Source organism: Alloalcanivorax profundimaris, from assembly GCF_015265435.1.
Classification (GTDB): Bacteria; Pseudomonadota; Gammaproteobacteria; order Pseudomonadales; family Alcanivoracaceae; genus Alloalcanivorax; species Alloalcanivorax profundimaris.
On sequence record NZ_JABJWH010000010.1, the window covers coordinates 34,883 to 53,658 of the forward strand.

At 68.8% G+C, this 18,776-nt stretch carries 17 protein-coding genes; 8 read left to right on the plus strand and 9 right to left on the minus strand.

Annotated features, from left to right (window positions below; genetic code table 11):
- Positions 1–2: 2 nt before the first annotated feature.
- The 3 genes from HMJ39_RS06390 to HMJ39_RS06400 form a co-directional block, all read right to left on the minus strand.
- A complete protein-coding gene (locus HMJ39_RS06390) occupies positions 3–1,217 on the minus strand; it encodes a tryptophan--tRNA ligase (protein ID WP_194296682.1) in 1,215 nt (404 codons plus the stop codon).
- A gap of 147 nt (positions 1,218–1,364) precedes the next feature.
- Complete coding sequence (locus tag HMJ39_RS06395) at positions 1,365–1,988, minus strand: L-threonylcarbamoyladenylate synthase (RefSeq protein ID WP_161385149.1); 624 nt, start codon at positions 1,986–1,988, stop codon at positions 1,365–1,367.
- The gene (locus tag HMJ39_RS06400) at positions 1,985–2,866 is read right to left on the minus strand and encodes a PHP domain-containing protein (protein ID WP_161385148.1); all 882 of its coding nucleotides are present in this window, start codon (positions 2,864–2,866) and stop codon (positions 1,985–1,987) included. The genes HMJ39_RS06395 and HMJ39_RS06400 overlap by 4 nt, the downstream gene beginning before the upstream one ends.
- A 91-nt stretch (positions 2,867–2,957) precedes the next feature.
- Here HMJ39_RS06400 and HMJ39_RS06405 point away from each other — a divergent pair, with 91 nt between their 5' ends.
- From HMJ39_RS06405 to HMJ39_RS06415, 3 genes are all read left to right on the plus strand, one after another.
- Positions 2,958–3,605: an inner membrane-spanning protein YciB gene (locus tag HMJ39_RS06405; RefSeq protein WP_194296683.1), complete on the plus strand. Its 648-nt coding sequence runs from the start codon at positions 2,958–2,960 to the stop codon at positions 3,603–3,605.
- Positions 3,583–3,882 (plus strand): YciI family protein, encoded by a 300-nt coding sequence (locus HMJ39_RS06410; protein WP_194296684.1) that lies wholly within the window; start codon positions 3,583–3,585, stop codon positions 3,880–3,882. The genes HMJ39_RS06405 and HMJ39_RS06410 overlap by 23 nt, the downstream gene beginning before the upstream one ends.
- Positions 3,883–3,990: 108 nt before the next feature.
- A complete protein-coding gene (locus tag HMJ39_RS06415; RefSeq protein WP_194296685.1) occupies positions 3,991–4,650 on the plus strand; it encodes a TIGR04211 family SH3 domain-containing protein in 660 nt (219 codons plus the stop codon).
- A 13-nt stretch (positions 4,651–4,663) separates the two neighbouring features.
- Here HMJ39_RS06415 and HMJ39_RS06420 read toward each other — a convergent pair whose 3' ends face one another.
- Positions 4,664–5,626, minus strand: coding sequence for a hypothetical protein (locus HMJ39_RS06420; RefSeq protein ID WP_228462194.1), 963 nt, complete (start codon positions 5,624–5,626; stop codon positions 4,664–4,666).
- A 50-nt stretch (positions 5,627–5,676) separates the two neighbouring features.
- Positions 5,677–6,858 carry a CaiB/BaiF CoA transferase family protein gene (locus HMJ39_RS06425; RefSeq protein WP_194296687.1) on the minus strand — a complete coding sequence of 394 codons (1,182 nt, stop codon included), beginning with the start codon at positions 6,856–6,858 and terminating at the stop codon, positions 5,677–5,679.
- 161 nt (positions 6,859–7,019) lie between these two features.
- Here HMJ39_RS06425 and HMJ39_RS06430 point away from each other — a divergent pair, with 161 nt between their 5' ends.
- Entirely contained in the window at positions 7,020–7,910 is an 891-nt protein-coding gene (locus HMJ39_RS06430) for an acyltransferase (RefSeq protein ID WP_161385142.1), read from the plus strand.
- A gap of 76 nt (positions 7,911–7,986) precedes the next feature.
- Complete coding sequence (locus tag HMJ39_RS06435; protein WP_194296688.1) at positions 7,987–10,578, plus strand: DUF349 domain-containing protein; 2,592 nt, start codon at positions 7,987–7,989, stop codon at positions 10,576–10,578.
- Between the two features lie 27 nt (positions 10,579–10,605).
- On the opposite strand, the gene HMJ39_RS06440 is transcribed toward HMJ39_RS06435, so the two are convergent.
- Together HMJ39_RS06440 and HMJ39_RS06445 are read right to left on the minus strand one after the other, a co-directional pair.
- Positions 10,606–11,214, minus strand: a complete 609-nt coding sequence (locus HMJ39_RS06440) for a DUF924 family protein (RefSeq protein WP_194296689.1) — start codon at positions 11,212–11,214, stop codon at positions 10,606–10,608.
- 40 nt (positions 11,215–11,254) lie between these two features.
- Positions 11,255–11,869 carry an arylesterase gene (locus tag HMJ39_RS06445; protein WP_161385139.1) on the minus strand — a complete coding sequence of 205 codons (615 nt, stop codon included), beginning with the start codon at positions 11,867–11,869 and terminating at the stop codon, positions 11,255–11,257.
- On the opposite strand from HMJ39_RS06445, the gene HMJ39_RS06450 reads away from it, so the two are divergent.
- Together HMJ39_RS06450 and HMJ39_RS06455 are read left to right on the plus strand one after the other, a co-directional pair.
- The gene (locus HMJ39_RS06450) at positions 11,870–12,544 is read left to right on the plus strand and encodes an ABC transporter ATP-binding protein (RefSeq protein WP_161385138.1); all 675 of its coding nucleotides are present in this window, start codon (positions 11,870–11,872) and stop codon (positions 12,542–12,544) included.
- Positions 12,537–14,987, plus strand: coding sequence for an ABC transporter permease (locus HMJ39_RS06455; RefSeq protein WP_194296690.1), 2,451 nt, complete (start codon positions 12,537–12,539; stop codon positions 14,985–14,987). Before HMJ39_RS06450 ends, HMJ39_RS06455 begins: the two co-directional genes overlap by 8 nt.
- An 18-nt stretch (positions 14,988–15,005) precedes the next feature.
- Here the strand turns inward: HMJ39_RS06455 and HMJ39_RS06460 are convergent, their stop codons facing one another.
- Positions 15,006–16,199, minus strand: coding sequence for a multidrug effflux MFS transporter (locus tag HMJ39_RS06460; RefSeq protein ID WP_161385137.1), 1,194 nt, complete (start codon positions 16,197–16,199; stop codon positions 15,006–15,008).
- Positions 16,200–16,368: 169 nt separating this feature from the next.
- On the opposite strand from HMJ39_RS06460, the gene HMJ39_RS06465 reads away from it, so the two are divergent.
- Complete coding sequence (locus HMJ39_RS06465; protein WP_161385136.1) at positions 16,369–18,234, plus strand: cation:proton antiporter; 1,866 nt, start codon at positions 16,369–16,371, stop codon at positions 18,232–18,234.
- Between the two features lie 75 nt (positions 18,235–18,309).
- On the opposite strand, the gene HMJ39_RS06470 is transcribed toward HMJ39_RS06465, so the two are convergent.
- Positions 18,310–18,735: a MerR family DNA-binding protein gene (locus HMJ39_RS06470; RefSeq protein ID WP_161385135.1), complete on the minus strand. Its 426-nt coding sequence runs from the start codon at positions 18,733–18,735 to the stop codon at positions 18,310–18,312.
- Positions 18,736–18,776 lie beyond the last annotated feature (41 nt).

Below are 18,776 nucleotides of genomic sequence, written 5' to 3' on the forward strand. Positions count from 1 at the left end.
GATCACCGGTAGTGGAGTCCCATGGCCGCGCGCACTTCCTCGAGGGTGGCGCGGGCTACCTCGCGGGCCTCCTCGCAGCCCTCGGCGACGATGGTGCGCACCAGATCCGGGTTGCGCAGGTGTTCCTCGGCGCGCCTGCGGATCGGCGCCAGCTCTTCCTGAACCGCCTCGATCACCGGCTTCTTGCATTCCAGACAACCGATGCCGGCGGTGGTGCAGCCCTCGCGCACCCACGCCTGGGTGTCGTCGTCGGAATACACCTTGTGGAATTCCCACACCGGGCATTTCTCCGGGTTGCCGGGGTCGCTGCGGCGTACCCGCGCCGGGTCCGTGGGCATGCGCCGGATCTTGGCGTCCACCTCGTCCGGTTCCTCGCGCAGGCTGATGAAGTTGCCATAGGACTTGGACATCTTCTGACCGTCCAGGCCCGGCATGCGCGACGCCGGCGTGAGCAGGGACTGCGGCTCGGGCAGGATCACCTTGCCACCGCCTTCCAGGTCGCCGTTGAGCCGTTCCTTGTCGCCCAGCGTAATGTTCTGCTGACCCTGCACCAGAGCGCGGGCGGTTTCCAGGGCGGTCTCGTCGCCCTGCTCCTGATACTTGCGGCGGTTGTCCGTGTAGATGCGTGCCTGTTTCTTGCCCATCTTCTTGATGGCGGCGATCACCGCCTCCTCGAAGCCGGGCTCGCGGCCGTACAGATGGTTGAAGCGGCGCGCCACTTCCCGGGTCAGCTCCACGTGGGCCACCTGATCGGCGCCCACCGGCACCTGCCCGGCCCGGTAGATCAGGATATCGGCGGCCTGCAGCAGCGGGTAACCGAGGAACCCGTAGGTGCTCAGGTCCTTCTCGCGCAGTTTCTCCTGCTGGTCCTTGTAGGTGGGAACCCGCTCCAGCCAGGACAGCGGCGTCATCATGGAGAGCAGCAGATGCAGCTCCGCGTGCTCGGGCACCTGGCTCTGGATGAACAGGGTCGCCGAGCCCGGATTGACGCCGGCGGCGAGCCAGTCGATCACCAGATCCCAGACATGGTCCTGGATGGCGTGCGGATTCTCATACTCAGTGGTGAGACCGTGCCAGTCCGCGACGAAAAAGAAACACTCGTACTCGTGCTGCAAACGTACCCAGTTCTTGAGCACGCCATGGTAGTGCCCCAGATGCAGGCGCCCGGTGGCGCGCATGCCCGATACCACTCTTTGGGAGGGAACCACGGAACTCAAAAGCCGACTCCTGTCGTAACGGCAAGAAAGCGGCGATTATAAAGGGAACCGCCGGGGTAAAGACAGGGCTGGCATCCTGCTAGCTCATAAACCATGCAAACTTCATGCAGGCCCGATGCCAGCCCGCCGCGCCGGGGTTACGGGTGTTCAGAAAATGGCGTCCAGGGGCCCGGCGCCCTCGCGCACCACTTCCGGGCCGGTGCCGTCGGCCAGGGAGATCACGGTGGTCTCGGTGACCCCGCAGAAACCGCCGTCGATCACCAGGTCCACCTGGCCCTGCAGGAAGTCGCGCACGTCCTGGGGATCGGTGAGCGGGAACTCGTCGTCCGGCAGGTGCGCCGTGGAGGTCATGATCGGCCCGCCCTGCTCGTGCAGCAGCGCCTGGCAGATCGGATGATCGGGCACGCGGATGCCGATGGTGCGCTTTTTCGGGTGCATCAGGCGCCTCGGCACCTCGTTGGTGGCCTTGAGGATGAAGGTATAGGGCCCCGGCGTGTGCGCCTTGAGCAGACGGTAGTCCGGATTGTCCACCTTGGCGAACAGGGCCAGCACGGACAGGTCCGGGCACAGCAGGGTGAACTGGTGTTTGTCGTCCAGCCGGCGCAGGCGGATCAGGCGCTCCAGGGCGTCCTTTTCGCCAATGCCGCAACCCAGGGCGTAGGTGGTGTCCGTGGGGTAGGCGATCAGCCCGCCCTGGCGGATCACGTCCACGGCCTGGCGGATCAGGCGCGGCTGGGGCGTTTCGGGATGAATATGCAATACGTCGGTCATGGGGCGGCATTCTCCACCCGCCCCTGGGCGGGCGCAAGCCGCCAGACCGGGGTGCCGTCCGGCGGAAACGGCGGCAACCCGCCCAGGCTCAGCCACTTCTGGCCCGGGGAGTGGAAATCGCTGCCGCCGGAGACCGCCAGGCCGAAGTGGCGCCAGCATTCCTCCAGCAGGCCGGCCTGGTGGCGGGTGAGCCCGGGCAGCACCGCCTCCATGGCCTGGCCGCCGGCGGCGCGGAAGTCGCGCACCAGCTCGCGCAACCGCTTGCGGGTCAGGTTGTAGGCCTGGGGATGGGCCAGCACCGGCACGCCGCCGCCGGCACTCAGGTCCTGGATGCCCTGCTCCAGGCTCACCCACGGGGTGGACACGAAGGCCGACTGGCCTTTCTTGAGAAAGCGATTGAAGGCGTGGCGCTGGTCGCGGACCACGCCCTCCTCCACCAGCACGCGGGCGAACCAGGGCCGGCCCGGGGTGTCCGAATCCGCCAGGGCGCAGGCCTTGGCGTAGCTGTCGGAGAGCCGCGCCGCCTTGTCGAGCCGGGCGCCGATGCGCCGCGCCCGCTGGCGGCGGGCTTCCAGCTGGTCGGCGACGCGGGCGGCGAGCACCGGGCAGTCCGGGTCCACCCACAGGCCCAGCACATGGATTTCACGGCTGCCCCACAGCACCGACAGCTCGATGCCGTTGATCAGGGTGAGGCCGTGGCGCGCCGCCGCCGCGTGGGCCTCGGGCAGCCCGGCCAGGGTATCGTGGTCGGTGAGCGCCAGGGCGTCGACGCCGTATTCGGCGGCGCGTGCCACCAGATCCGCCGGTGCCAGGACGCCATCGGAGGCCAGGCTGTGGCAGTGCAGGTCGGGACGCTGGAAGGGAGCGGGTTCGGTCATGTTACGAACGGTACCACACTCACCACCCCGGGCGGGATGATTTGCCGTGCGGTTCCCGATACCATCGGCGGTCCGAGCGAGGAACGATTTCATGAAGCAACTGTTCGATTACCTGCCGGTGGTGGTGTTTTTCGGCCTCTATTTCCTGAGTGGCCGGGACATCATGCTGGCCACCTGGGGCATCATCGGCGCCACCACCTTCCAGGTGCTGGCCGGCCGGCTGATCTGGAAGCGCTGGCACCGGCTGCACCTGGTGGTGCTCGCCATCACCCTGGTGTTCGGCGGCCTCACCCTGCTGCTGCGAGACGACGTGTTCATCAAGTGGCGGCCCTCGATCATCAGCTTCGTGCTCGCCGCGGTGCTGCTGGTGGGGCATTTTCTGCGCGAGCGCAATCTGCTGCAGCGTCTGTGCGAGCGGCTGATGGTGAGCGGCTTCGGTTTCGTGGTGGCTCTGGAAAAGCGCGACTGGAGCCGCCTGAATCTGGCTTTCGTGCTCTACTTCCTGGGCCTGGGCCTGCTCAACCTGTTCATCGCCTACAATTTCAGCACCGATTTCTGGGTGAATTTCAAACTGTTCGGTTTCACCGCCATCCAGATGGTGTTCTACGTGGCCGCCTTCCTGTATTTCTACAAACGCATGCCGGAAGCGGACCGCGACCGCCTGTTTCATCAGGACAAAAAAGCCCCGGAACCGACCAAGAAGGACGACGAGGACGATGCTGTACGCGATCATCAGTGAAGACGTGGCCGATTCCCTGAGCCGCCGCGCCGGCGCCCGCGCCGACCACCTGGCGCGCCTGGAACGGCTGCGCGACCAGGGCCGGCTGGTGCTGGCCGGACCGCACCCGGCGGTGGACAGCGCCGACCCCGGCGAGGCCGGTTTCACCGGCTCCCTGGTGGTCGCGGAATTCGATTCCCTGGACGACGCCCGGGCCTGGGCCGACGCCGACCCCTACATCGAAGCCGGGGTTTACGAGCGGGTCACGGTGAAGCCGTTCAAGGCCGTTCTGCCCTGACTTTTTACAAAGCCGGCCCGCCAGGGCCGGGAAATGTGACTACTTCGGCGCCGTTCGCCGCGCCGGTTGCCTAAACTTCGCGCCCAGATCATCAAGGAGTGCCCGTTAATGCTGGTTCGCTGGTTCTGTCTCTTCCTTCTTGCCGCCGTGTCGGCGCCGGCCCTGGCCGCCACCGCCTGGGTGGACGATGAAATCTACGTGCCGGTGCGCTCCGGCGCCGGTTCCGGTTACCGCATCGTCCACCGGGGGCTGAAAAGCGGCACCCAGGTGGAATTCCTCGGCGAGGAAGGCGACTGGGCGCACATCCGCTACCAGGGCACCGAGGGCTACATCGGCAAGCAGTACATCAGCCGCTCGCCCACCGCCGGCATCCGCCTGCAACGGATCAGCCAGCAAAACGAACAACTGGAAAGCAAGGTCAGCGAACTCCAGGAACAGCTCGATCAGGCCCAGCGGGAACGCAACAGCCTGCGCGGCGAGAACGAGGAACTGCAGGGCTCGCTGAGCAGCCGCAGCCAGGAACTGGACAAGCTGCGCGACGTGGCCGCCGATCCGATTCGCCTGGACCAGGCCAACCGCCGCCTCAACGAGGAGCTGAGCATGTTGCGCTCGGACCTGGATCAACTGAAGGCGGAAAACACCATGCTGCGCAGCGACAACACCTCGCGCAAATGGATCACCGGGGTCGGCATCCTGCTGCTCGGCGCCATCGCCGGCCTGCTGCTCAAATCCAAGTCCGGGCGCCGCCGCAGCACCTGGGCTAACTAGCCACCCACCAGGGCTACCTGGCCACCCGCCCGAACAGGGTTTCCAGGCGCAGCACGATTCCGTTGACGCCCTGGTAACCCTGGTCCCGGGGCCAAAGCACGAACGGCTCCACCTCCACGAACAGCCACGGGCGCCACACATTGCGCCGGTAGCGGGCATACAGCCGGTAGCTGTCGACCACCGCCGGCTGGGTCTTGCCCCCTACCCCCAGGCCCATATTGAGCGCGGAACGGCCGCTCAGCCGCTTGAACAGATTCACGCCCTGAAACAGGCCGAGCCCGTCGCCGGCCTGGTTCAGTGCCTCGGTGTAGCGGATCTCGCTGGAAAAACGCAGGGTGGTGTCCGGCGCCAGGGGCCGGTCCAGCTCGAACAGGGAACGGCTGCCCCAGCCGTCCGGGTCCCGCCAGTAGAGTCGCTGGGTGTAGCGCAGCCAGGCGGATTCATTGAACAGCGGATACAGGCGCCGGTAGCGCAGGCGGGTAAAGGTGGTGAGGTCGGAGCGCGCTCCCACGTCGAGATCCAGATCCATGTCGTCGGTGCGGTCGATCACCCAGCGCAGGGCGCCACGGAAGCCGTTGTCCCGCTCGCCGTCGGGAATATCCCGAGCCACCGGGCTCTCCGGGTCCTGGTCCTCGTCGTGGCTGCGGAACAGCAACGAGAAACGGCGTTCGGCGCTGGGCAGCCAGACCCGGGCGTCCAGGTCCACGTCGCTGGCGCCGTCGCCGTCGTCGCGCCACACCCGTTCGCCGGTAAGGCGCACCAGACTGGCGGCGGGCTCGTTGTTCTCGCGCAGCGGATCCTCGAAGAAACCGTCCACCCAGCGGCTCGGCCAGCACAGGCTGCGCGACAGCCAGTCGTGGGTGCGGTCCACCAGGGTGCCGGCGCCTTCCCAGCGGCAGGCGTCCGGGGATTGCGCCCGTGCCGCGCCAATCAACGCGAACAGACCCAGCACCAGCATCAAACAACGGCCAAACAACAACGAACGCCTCATGGCGCCAGCATAGCCCGCCGTGGGCGCGGCGGGAATCAGCCCAGCGCGCCGGCGTCGCGAAGACGGGCGATGTCGTCGTCGGCGAAGCCCTGTTCGCGCAGCACCTCCTCGCCGTGCTGGCCGAGCCGGGCGCCGCTGAAGCGGTATCCCACCGGCGTGGCGGAGAACTTGAACGGCGACGCCACCTGACGCTGGCGGCCACCATCGTGGCGCGGCACCTCCACCACCATGCCCCGGGCCTGGAGCTGCGGGTGGCGCGCCGCTTCACTGAAGCTCAACACCGGCTCGACGCAGCAGTCCAGGTCGGCGAACAACCGGCACCAGTGATCGTAATCCTGGGCGCCGATGGCCTCGGCGATCACCGCCTTGACCTCGGCCACATCGGCCGGGTCGCGGCTCAGGCCCTTGGCGGCCAGATCCGGCTGCCCCAGGGCGGCGCAGAACTGACTGAAGAACTGCGGCTCCAGGCCGGCCACGGACAAATAGCGGCCGTCCCGGGTGCGATAGCAGTCGTAGAAGCTGCCACCGTTGAGGGTGGTCGCTTCCAGAGCCGGGTCCTCGCCGGCCACCAGGGCCGGCGGCGCGGCCAGACCATGCAGGCTGAAGGCGGCGTCGGTCATGGAAATGTCCAGTTGCTGCCCCTCGCCGGTGTTCTGACGATGAATCACCGCCGCCAGCAGGCCCATCACCGCGTGGCAGGACCCGCCGGCCACGTCCGCCACCTGGAACGCCATGGGCGCCGGGCCGCTGTCCCGGCGACCGTTGTAGCTGGTCATGCCGGCGATGGAGAGATAGTTCAGGTCGTGGCCGGCGCGGTCCCGGTAGGGTCCGTCCTGGCCGTAGCCGGTGATCGAGCAGTAGATCAGGCCCGGGTTGATGGCCTTGAGGGTTTCGTAGCCCACCCCCAGCTTGTCCATGACGCCGGGACGGAACTGCTCCACCACGATGTCGTAGTCCTTCACCAGGCGATGCACCACCTCGCGGCCTTCCGGGGTCTTCAGATCCAGGGCCAGGGAACGCTTGGAGCGGTTGATGTAGCCGTGCACCGCGGAGACGTTGTCCTCCGAGGGCGGCAGCAGGCGCACCATGTCCGGGCGGGTGGGCGATTCCACCCGCAGCACCTCGGCGCCCATGTCCGCCAACAACAGGGTGGCGAAGGGGCCGGGCAGCAGGGTGGAGAAATCCAGGACTTTCAGTGAGGCCAGGGGTCCGCTCATGAAACCGCTCCTTTGTACAACGGGCTGTCGGGACAGGAACCCTACCGCCCGGAGCCGGCGCCGCCAATGGCCGTTGCCATCTCCGACTGACCGAAACGGACATGGGGCACGGGCGCCAACTGCGCTAGCATGCCCCTCTTCCCTGGACATCGCGGATCATTATGACGCCACTCATCAAACTGCGCGGCACTCTGGCCCTGGTGGGCATCACCCTGAACACCCTGATCATGGCGCCTCTGCTGTACCTGTTCGCCCTGCTGCGGCTGTGCCTGCCGTTGCACCGGGCCCAGGTGGTGCTGGCCCGGGTGCTGGTGGTGATCGCGGAGAGCTGGATGGCGGTGAACAACGCCATCATCGGGCTCACCAGCGGGGTGCGTTGGCGGGTGGAAGGCATGGAGGGGCTGGCCCGTCGGGACTGGTATCTGGTCACCTCCAACCATCAGTCCTGGGCCGATATCCTGGTACTGCAGAAGGTCACCAACCGCCGGGTGCCGTCGCTGAAGTTCTTTCTCAAGCAACAATTGATCTGGGTGCCGCTGCTGGGACTGGCCTGGTGGGCCCTGGATTTCCCGTTCATGAAGCGCTACACCCGCGCCCAGCTGGAAAAGCATCCGGAGCTCAAGGGCAAGGACATGGAAACCACCCGGCGCGCCTGCGAGAAGTACGCCCACTATCCGGTGTCGGTGATGAATTTTTTCGAGGGCACCCGCTTCACCCGCGCCAAGCACGACGAGCAGGGCTCGCCCTACCTGCACCTGCTCAAGCCCAAGGCCGGCGGCGCCGCCTTCACCCTCAAGGCCATGGGCGGCCAGCTGCATACCCTGCTGGATTTCACCATCATCTACCCGCCGGGCACCACCCGCTCGCTGATCGGCTTTCTGGGCGGCGCCATGGACGAAGTCCAGGTGATCGTTCACCGCCGGCCGATTCCGGACTGGGCCTCCCAGGGCGATTACGAGAACGATCCCGAGTTCCGCGCCCGCATTCAGGGCTGGATCAGCGAACTCTGGGCGGAAAAGGACGCTTTGATTCAGTCGCGGCTTTCCGCGTAAGGCCGGATTTGCCTATAGTAGTGGCCCGGTGCCATCGCGGCGCCGGGAAATACAAAGCGAATCCGATGGGAAGGCCATGTTAGGCAATCTGTTCAAACCCCGGTGGCGGCACCGGGACGCCGACGTGCGCGCGCAAGCCGCCACGGCTCTGAATCCGGCCCAGGACGGCGAAGTCCTGGCACGGCTCGCCCGCGACGATGACAGCCCGAGGGTCCGGGCGACGGCCACCGGCGCCCTGCTCGACCTCAATCTGCTCGACCAGCTGATCGCCGGGGACGCGGACGCCGGCGTGCGCGATGCCGCCTCCGAGCGCATCATGGCCCTGCTCGCCGGCACCGTGGACGGCGCGCCGGCCGCCGAAACCCGCCTGCGTCTGATCCGCCATACCGACAATCCCCGGGTGCTGATGCACGTGGTCCGCCACAGCCCGGATCCGGCCAGCCGGGAGGCCGCCCTGGCGGCGATCCAGGATGCCCCTTCCCTGTATGAGCTGGCGCTGCACGGCAAGGACGCCGCCACCCGCCTGGCCGCCGCCGAGCGGCTCGAGGACGACGACCTGCTGCGGCAACTGGGCCGCGAGGGCCGCGACAAGAAGGTGGTGCGTCTGGCCCGGGACCGCCTCAAGGCCCATCAACGGGAACAGACCGAACAGGCGCGCCGGGCGGAGGAACGGGAACAGGCGCTGGAGGCCCTGGAGCATCTCGCCGCCCACAGCGCCGATCCGCTGTTCGCCGCCCGCTTCGGCCAGCTGGAGCAGCGCTGGGCGGCGGTGGCCGAGGGCGCCGACGGGCCACAGGCGGAACGCGCCACCAAGGCGCTGGAGCAGGCCCGCGCCCGGCTCGAGGAAGCGCGCCGCGAAGAACAACGGGACGCGGCGCGGGCCGCCGCCCGGGAAGAACGTCAGGCCGCCCTGGACACCCTGCGCACCCTGATGCGGGACCTGGAAAGCGCCACCTGGGACCACCAGCTTGGCGAACTGCGCTCGGCGGTGGGTACCCAGGAACGCCGCTGGCAGGCCGCCGTCGAGGACGCTCCCGGCGACGACGACCAGGAGCTGGCGTTCCGCTCGCAACTGGACGAATGGCGCCGCCTGATCGCCCTGGCGGAAGCGGCCCGCGACCACGACGAACCGGAACAACGCCAGGCCCTGGCGGAACAGTGGCCGCGACGGGTACCGGCGCCCTCTTCCCTGGCGGAACTCACCGCCGCGCCGGCGCCCGCCGAGCAGCCGCAAGCACAAGAGGCCCGCGCCCCGGCCCGCGAACGCAGCCGCCACCAGGGCCTGGTGGTGGCCCTGCGCCGGGAACTGCAGCGCGGCAACCTGAAGCACGCCAACCGCCTGTGGCTGAAAGCCGAGGCGGTGCTCGCCGAGGAAGACGATGCCTGGCTGGCCCGGCAGTTGGAGCGCCACAGCGAACGCCGCGAGGAACTGCGCGATTGGCACGCCTTCGCCGCCCAGCCCAAGAAAGAAGCGCTGTGCGAGCGCATGAAAGCCCTTATCGACCAGGACATGGATCCCGCCGAGCGGGCCAGCGCCATCCAGGCCCTGCATGACGAATGGCGGGCGCTGATGAGCTCCGACCAGGATCAGGACCAGGCCCTGTGGGAACGCTTCAAGGCCGCCTCCGACCGCGCCTACGAACCCTGCCGCGCGCACTTCCAGGAACTGGACGCCCAGCGCGCCGACAACCTGCGCCGGCGCCGCGCCCTGTGCCAGCAACTGGCCGACTTCGTGGCCGGCGAGAACTGGGACCGGGCCGACTGGCAGGCGGTATGGGAAATCCGCCGCCGCGCGCCGCAGGAATGGAAGGACGCTTCACCGGTGCGCTTCACCGACGGCCGCGACCTGCAGAAGCGGTTCTCCGCCCTGCTCTCCGAAATCGACGAACACCTGGACCGGGCCTGGCAGGAGGCGGAGCGTCAGCGTGCCGCCCTGCTCGACCGCGCCCGCGCCCTCAGCGAGCAGGATGACGTCCACGACGCCGCCCGTCAGGCCCGGGAGCTGCAGAAGGAATGGCGCGCCGCCCCCTGGCTGCCGCCGGCCCGGCACCGCCGTTGGCAGAAGGATTTCCGGGGCCTGATGGACGCCATCTTCGGCGCCCGCCAGGCCGCCAGCCAGGCCCGTGACGAAGCCCGGCAGGCGCAGCGGGATCGCGCCACCACCCTGCTCGAGGACGGCGAGCGGCGCCTCGGCGAGAATCTGGCGGCCCTGGATGACGCCGCCCTGGCGGCGCTGATCGGCGAGCTGGAGGCACTGGACCATGGCGCCCTGGAGCGCGGCCAGCAACGCCGCAAACAGCAGTTGCTGGACACTCTGCGCCGGCGCCGCGCCGACCTGCCCCGCTGGCGGCGCTGGCGGGACGCGGAGCGGCGTCTGGCGGACGCGCCGGACGGCGAAGCCGGCGACGACGACGGCGCCCTGGCGGTGGCTCTGGAAGCCCTGGCCGGCGTGGACAGCCCGGAACATGCCCGCGCGGAGCGCATGGCCTGGCAGCTGGAACAGCTGCCCCGGGCAATGAAGTCCGCCGGCTACGCGCCGTTGGAAGAAGCGCTCAAGCTGGTGGAGGCCCGCGCCGACGACGCGCCCCTCGACCCGGCGTTACGCCAGCGGATGACGGTGGCCCTGGCGGCGCTTGAGCCCGGTGGCGGAGAGAAAGACGGGGGTTAAGCGCCTCTGCCCGGCGCTCAAATCCCGCTATTGGCCGTAGCGTTTCGCGGTTTCCAGGAACGCCAGTTCCTCGGCGGTGCTTTCCCGGCCGAGAACCTGGTTGCGGTGCGGGAAGCGTCCGAAGCGCTCAATGATGTCCCGGTGCTCCTCGGCGAAGTGCACGTTTTCGTCGAGGCGCGAACGCACCGCCTCCGGCACCCGTTCGCGCAGATCCCGGTAGCAAACCACCGACCGTTTCTGCAGGTCCTCGTCCTCGGCGTGCATCAGCGGCATGCAGAAGAACACCTGCCCGGCCCAGTCCAGGCGCCGGTCCATGCCGGTGGACAGCCCCTCCAGGCACAGGGTGGCGGCCCGATGATCACCGGCGAACGCCTCGGCGGTGCCCCGGTAAATGTTGCGGGTGAATTGATCCAACAGCAGGATCAGCGCCAGCCGCGAGCCGGCTTCCCGTTCCCAGTCCACCAGTTCCCGCCGTAAAGCGGCCCGCACCCGGTCGCCGAACCGTTCCTCGATCTCCGCGTCCCGGGCCGGGGTGCTCTTGAACCAGTGCCGGCTCACCGACGAAGGCGGCCAGTCGCCACCGCCGTCGCCAAACCAGAAGGTGAGAATGTCCCGGTGGGGGGCGCTCAGATCCATGGGGTGGCTCCTTCCTGGAAAGTCATGGGCGATGGGCAGGTCATTCGCAGGCCTCATCGGGCAGCGCGGTCTCGATCACCGGCCAGGCGTTGTCCAGCAGGCGCGGCTGGGCCTCGGCGGTGGGATGGATGCCGTCGCCCTGCAGTTGCCCGGCCTCCACCACGCCGTCCAGCAGGAACGGCAGGAACGGCACCCCGGTATCGGTGGCCACGTCCTTGAACGCCTGCTCGAACAGGCGCGTGTAGGCACGGCCGTAATTGGGCGGGATGCGCATGCCCAGCAACACCGGCTCGGCGCCGGCTTCACGGCTGAGCCGTATCATGGTTTCCAGGTTGCCCGCCAGCCGTCGCGGCGGCAGACCGCGCAGGCCGTCGTTACCGCCCAGCTCGATGACCACGGTGTCCGGCTGGTGCCGCTCCAGCAGCGCCGGCAAACGCACCCGGCCCCCATCGCTGGTGTCGCCGCTCACCGAGGCGTTGACCACCGGCAATGCGGAACATTGCGTATCCAGACGCTGTCGGAGAAGCTGTACCCACCCTTCCGTTTCGTCGATGCCATAGGCCGCGCTGATGCTGTCGCCCAGCACCAGCACGCCCTCGGCGCGCACGGCGGCGGGCACAATCAAACAGAATACGATCAGCAGGCGTCCCAACATATGGCTTCGACTCCGGTACTCGACGCGCGTCAACTTAGCAAAACGGTTCCCGCCCCGGAAGGCACGCTCACCCTCCTCGATGATATCCACCTGACGTTGAACCCCGGTGACAGTATGGCCATCACCGGGCCGTCCGGTTCCGGAAAATCCACGTTACTGGGTTTGCTGGCCGGTCTCGACCAGCCCAGCGGCGGCGAGGTACTGCTGCGTGGCGAGCCGTTCAGCCGCCTGGACGAGGACGGCCGGGCGGCGCTGCGCGGGCGCTATTGCGGCTTCGTGTTCCAGGCGTTTCACCTGGTCGGCGACCTGAACGCGGTGGAGAACGTCATGCTGCCGCTGGAGATCACCGGCGCCGACCGGGCCCGGGAGCGCGCCCGTCACTGGCTCGATCGGGTCGGCCTGGGCCACCGGGAACGCCACTTCCCCGGCCAGCTGTCCGGCGGCGAGCAGCAGCGCGTGGCCCTGGCCCGGGCGTTCGCCCTGGAGCCGGACCTGCTGTTCGCCGACGAACCCACCGGCAGCCTGGACCGGGCCAACGGCGACCAGGTGGCGAGCCTGCTGTTCGATCTTAACCGGGACCACGGCACCGCCCTGGTGCTGGTCACCCATGACCCGGCCCTGGCCGCCCACTGCGCCCATCATCACGAACTGGTGGAGGGCCGGCTGAGTGTTTGATCCGCGATTGCTGATGCGCCCCTGGCGCTCCGGCGCCTTCCGTATCCAGGCCCTGGCGCTGCTGGTGGCATCCCTGGCCATCGCCGCGGTGGTGCTGATGCGCGGCGAGCTGGATCACCGCTTCGCCAACCGCACCGCCGAGGCCATCGGCGGCGACCTGATCCTGGAGGGCAGCCAGCCGGCCAGCGACGAGCAGGTGGCCCTGGTGGCGGACCGCCCCCATTCGCGCATGACCGGCTTCACCACCGTGCTGGTGCGCGACGAGACCTTCGTGCTGGTGAGCGTCAAGGCGGTGGACGACGCCTACCCGCTGTTCGGCACCCTGACCGTGGCGGACCAGCGCTTCGGCGACCAGTACGCGGTCAGCCACGGCCCGCCCGCCGGCCAGGTGTGGCTGGCCGGCACCGCCCTGGACCGCCTGGAGCAGAACCTGGGCGAATTCATCACCGTCGGCGACCGGGCCCTGCTGGTGAGCAAGGTGCTGATTCGCGAGCCGGACCAGGGCGCCGGCTTCTACAGCATGAACCCGCGGCTGATGATGAACCGGGCGGACGTGGCCTCCACCGGCATTCTCGGCCCCGGCACCCGGGTTCACCATGAACTGCGCATCGCCGCTCACGGCGAGGCCATGAACACGGTGGCGGAGGCCCTGCGCCCCACCCTGGCGGTGAACCAGGAGATCGACACCCGCGAGGACGCCGGCCTGCGCTCCATGGGCCCGCTGCGCCAGCTCACCCTGTGGGGGCAGTTGGCGGTGATGATGGTGGTGCTGCTGTGCGGCGGCGCGGTGTATCTGGCCGCCGGCGTGCGCGGCGCCGAACAGGCGCGTCGCTGCGCGGTGATGAAGACCTTTGGCGCCCGCCGCCGGCAAATCCTGTCCCGGGTGCTGGGGCGGGAACTGGTGGCGCTGCTGCCCTCCCTGCTGCTGGGCCTGGCCCTGGCCGCCGGCGCTTTCCTGGCGCTGCGCCAATGGCTCGGCGACGAGCTGGCCTGGCAACCGCCCTGGCACACCTGGGTGCTGCTGGGCCTGGCCCCGGTGGTGATCTGGGCCGGCTTCGCCCTGCCCCGCCTGTGGCGGCTGGTGCATCTGCCGGCCCGGGAAATTCTGGGCGACAGCCCGGAAGCGCCTTCCGCCCGGGCCGGCCTCAACCTGGTGGGCGCCCTGGCGGCGCCGGTGCTGGTGGCGATGATGCTGTCCGGCTCGCTGATGGACCTGGGCCAGCTGCTGGCGCTGATGGTGGCGGTGGCCGTGGGGCTGCCGCTGTTGCTGTGGGCGCCCCTGCGCCTGGCGGACCGGGCCGGCCAGCGCTGGCCCCTGGCCGCCCGGCTGGCCCTGCGCCGGCTGTCCCGGCGGCCGCTCACCACCCTGCCGATGCTGGCCGCCATGGTGCTGGCCCTGTCGATCATGTCCCTGGCCACCCAGGTCGGCCAGCAACTGCTGGCGGACTGGCGCGACCGGTTGCCGGAGCAGGCGCCCAACTACTTCGTGCTGAACCTGTTCGACGAGGACCTGGACGCCTTCCGCGCCTGGCTGGACGACCACGGCGCCCGCGTGCCGGGCTACTACCCGGTGGTGCGCGGCCGCCTCACCGAAGTCAACGGCGAGCCGGTGCGCGAGGCGGTGACCAAGGAAGAGGACGAGGACGACGAGGGCCAGCGGGCCCTGAACCGGGATCTGTCGCTCACCGAGGCGGAGCGCCTGCCGGAGAGCAACCGCACCCTGGAAGGGCGCTGGCTGGGTGACGGGCCCGGCGAGGTGTCGGTGGAAGCGGATCTGGCCGACTCCCTGGGCCTGGAAGTGGGCGACGCCCTCACCTTCACCGCCCAGGCCGGCGACCTGTCCGCCACCGTGGTGGGCGTGCGCGAGGTGGATTGGGAGAGCTTCGAGCCCAACTTCTACTTCATGTTCAGCCCCGGCACCCTGGACGGCCAGAGCCGCTACTGGCTGACCAGTTTCTACCTGCCCGAGGACCGGGCCGGGGAGCTGCCGGCGCTGATTCGCCAGTTTCCGCAGATCACCCTGCTGGACGTGAACGCCCTGCTCGACCAGGCCCAGGGGCTGATCGCCCAGGCCAGCCGGGCGGCGCTGGCCCTGGCGGTGCTGTTGCTGGCCGCCAGCGTGCTGGTGATGGCGGCGGCCTGGCTGGCCGGTGGCCAGCAGCGACGCAAGGACGAGGCACTGTTGCGGGTGCTGGGCGCGCGCAGCGCCCTGCTGCGTCGAGTGGCGGTGCTGGAGCAGCTTCTGCTGCTGGGCGGCGCCGCCCTGTTCGCCCACCTGCTGCATCTGGCCGCGCTGGTGCCCCTGGGCATCAAGATGTTCGACGGCGACCTGCCGTTGTCCGCCTGGATCCTGCTGCCCTGGGTTCTGGTGGTGCCGATGCTGCTCCTGGAGGCGGCGCGGCCGCGCAACCAGGAGCGACCTCTGGCGCGCCTGGCCGGCTGACGGCGGGGTTGTTTCGATTCACAGCCGGTTGGCGATGCGCTCGCCGGCCAGCAGCCGGAAGCTGATCAGCGCCGCCACGGCGCTGCCCGCCATCAGGGCCGTCATGGGCAGCGGCGTGCCGTCGTGGATCATGCCCAGCCCGGAGCCGATCAGCCCGGCGAGCAGGAACTGCAGGCAGCCGTTGAGGCCGGTGGCGGCGCCGCTGTCCCGGTCGAAATAGGCCAGGAAGCTGGCCAGGGCGTTGGGAATCGCCAGCGCCGCCATGCCCGCCACCACCATGATCAACGGCACCGTGGTCCACAGGGTCAGGTGGCCGCTCAGCGTGAGGCCCAGCAGCACCAGGGCGGCCACCGCCTGGATCAGCACCGCCACGCCCATGATCACCGGGCTGTCATGGCGGCGCAGCAACAGCACGTTGACCCGGTTCAGCCCGAGCATGGTGACCACGTTGGCGCCGAACAGCAGCGGGAACTCCGACTCATCCATGCCGAAGTACTCGATGTACAGGAAGGCGGCGTCGGTGATGAAGGTGAACATGGCCGAGAACACCAGGCCGTTGGCGAGGATGAACCCCATCGCCTTGCGCTGGCGAAGCACCCGCCCGTAGGCGGCGAACATGCGGTGGCGCAGGGGCTCCTCGGCCACCTGGGGCGTCACCGACGGCAGCGCGAAGCGCAGCATCAGCCCCACGATCACGGCGTAGCCGGCCAGCATCACGAAGATACTGGGCCAGCCGGACAACTTGAGCAGCGCGGCGCCGATGGCCGGCGCCAGCAGCGGCGCGATGAGCAACACCAGGCCCACGGAAGTGAGTACCCGGGCCGCTTCCCGGCCGTTGAAATGATCGCGCACCGAGGCGGCGGCGATCACCACGGTGGCGCCGCCGCCCAGGGCCTGCACCACGCGCAGCATATAGAGCTGCTCCACGGTCCGGCAGACGCTGATCGCCAGGCTGGCCAGGATGAACACCGCCAGGCCCACATAGGCCACCGGCTTGCGGCCGAAGTGATCCGACAGCGGCCCGCCCAGCCATTGCCCCACCGCCACGCCGATCACGTAGAAGCTCACCGACAGTTCCACCCGGTGCACCGCCACGCCGAAACCGTCGGCCATGGTGGGCAGAGCCGGCAGGTAGGTGTCGATGGCCAGCGGCCCGAGGGCCACCAGCGTGCCCAGCATGAGCGCCAGGCGCAGCGGAGAAATCGCGGACATGAATCGTTTCCCGGGAAACCAGTTCAGGGGGAGCGCAAGCCTACCATCCAAGCGCCTGCGGTGCCCGTTTGGGCGCGCTTTTTATCAGATTTTCACCACGCCGGAACAAAGGCTTGCGGCGTTCCGGCTTCGCTGGGACTATAGCCGCATTCTCGAGACAAGGAAGCCCATGGAACTTTCCGCTCCCTTCCAGCTGGCGCTGATCACCGTGGTCGCCTTTCTGTGCCAATGGGCGTCCTGGCGGATCAAATTGCCGGCGATTCTGCCGTTGCTGATTTCCGGTTTGTTGCTCGGCTCCGTGGCCGGCCTGATCCAGCCCCGCGAGCTGTTCGGCGACCTGCTGCTGCCCGGGGTGTCCCTGGCGGTATCGATCATTCTGTTCGAGGGCGCCCTGACCCTGCGCTTCGACGAGATCCGCGGCCTGGAAAAGACCGTGCGGCGGCTGGTGATCTGGGGCGCGCTGATTACCTGGGGCGTGGTCACCCTGGCGGCCTGGGGGCTGCTCAAGCTGCCGCTGGGGCTGGCGCTGTTGTTCGGCGCCCTGGTGGTGGTCACCGGCCCCACGGTGATCGTGCCGCTGCTGCGCAGCGTGCGGCCCAAGGCCAACATCGCCCGGCTGCTGCGCTGGGAAGGCATCGTCATCGATCCGCTGGGCGCGATCCTGGCGGTACTGGCCTATGAACTGGTGGTGGCCACCGGCCAGCAGGGTGCCCTGCTCCACGGCCTGTGGCTGTTCTTCCAGGCGATCGCCGTGGGCGCGGTCATCGGCACCGTGGTGGCTTTTATTCTGAGCGCCCTGCTCAGCCGCCATCTGGTGCCGGAATACCTGCGCAGCTTCCTGGTGCTGTCGGCGGTGATCGGCGAATTCGTGCTCGCCAACGGGCTCAGCGAGGAATCCGGCCTGGTGGCGGTGACCGTCACCGGCATCGTCATGGCCAACCGCAAGGGCGTGCGCACCGACGACATTCTCCACTTCAAGGAGAACCTGTCGGTAATGCTGATCTCCGGCCTGTTCATCGTGCTGGCGGCGCGCCTGGAGATGGACCAGCTGCTCAGCCTGGGCGCCTCGGCGCTGCTGGTGCTGGCCATCGTGCAATTGGTGGCGCGGCCGCTGTCGGTGTGGGTGGCGACCCTGGGCAGCAGTCTGAACTGGCGGGAGAAGGCGCTGCTGGCCTGGATCGCGCCGCGCGGCATCGTCGCCGCCGCCGTCTCGGCGCTGTTCGCCCAGCGCCTGGAAGAAAGCGGCGTGGCCGGCGCCGACCTGCTGGTGCCGCTGACCTTCATGATCATCATCGGCACGGTGGCGCTGCAGAGCGTCACCGCGCGCCCCCTGGCGCAGCTGCTCAAGGTGGCCGAGCCGGGCCCGCGCGGCTTCCTGCTGATCGGCGCCAACCCGGTGTCCCGGGCCATCGGCAAGGCCCTGCAACAGAACAACTTTCCGGTGCTGCTGATCGACTCTAACTGGGAGAGCATCCGCTCCGCGCGCATGGAAGGCTTGAGCACTTTCTACGGCAATCCGGTGTCCAGCCACGCCGACCAGCATCTGGATCTGGTGGGCTACGGCAAGCTGCTGGGCCTGAGCCCGCGCCGGGAGCTGAACACCGTGGCCACCATGCGCTATCGCCTGGAATTCGGCGAGCCCAATGTCTACAGCCTGCCCTGGGTGAGCGAGAAGGAAGACAAGCACGAAGTGGCGGCGCACCACCGGGGCGCCACCCTGTTCAGCAACGAGGCCAGCTATGCGCGACTGGCCAGCCTGATCAGCCAGGGCGCGGATATCCGCCGCACTCGCATCACCGAGGAATTCAGCTTCAAGGCCTACCTGGCCGTGGAGGATCGCCAGGTGTGGCCGCTGTTCGCCATCGATCCCCGCGACCGCATCCATGTATTCACCGCCGAGGCGCAGCCGGAACCGCGCCCGGGCTGGTCGGTGATGGCGCTGATCAAGGACGACGCCAAGGAAGAGCGGGTGTCCGAGAAGGCCTCGGAAAAGGCGTCCGAGAAAGGCGCCGGCAAAGGCACGGATCGCGGCTGAAGCCACTCCTACGGGGGCTGCTGGAGATCTGTAGGAGCGGCTTCAGCCGCGATGGGCCCAGGAAGGCGACCTCCTTCAGGGGTGTGTTTCCTCGCCGGCCGCGTTGAAGGAATCGATCAGCCCGCACACCCGGCCGTCGTCCAGGCGGCAGTCCGGGGCGTCCTCCCAGGCGGCCATGGCGGCGCGCATGCGCTCGCTGAGGCCGCTCAATTCACGAATACGCTCCTCCACCTGCGCCAGCCGCGCCTCGATCAGCCGGCGCACCCGGGGACAGGGCGCCTCGCCCCCTTCCGATTCCTCGATCAACTCGCGCACGTCGCTGAGGGTGAAACCCAGGCTGCGCGCCTTGAGCGCGAAACGCAGCCGGCGCAGATCGTCGCCGCCGTACAGGCGGTAGCCGTTGCCCGGGTCCCGGCGCGGGCGCAGCAGGCCCAGGTCGGTGTAGTGGCGCACGGTTTCGGCGGTGGTGTCGGCCCGCTGGGCCAGGTCGGTGACGCGCATGACGTTATCCCGTTTCCGAAATCAGCAAAACCTCAGTGTAA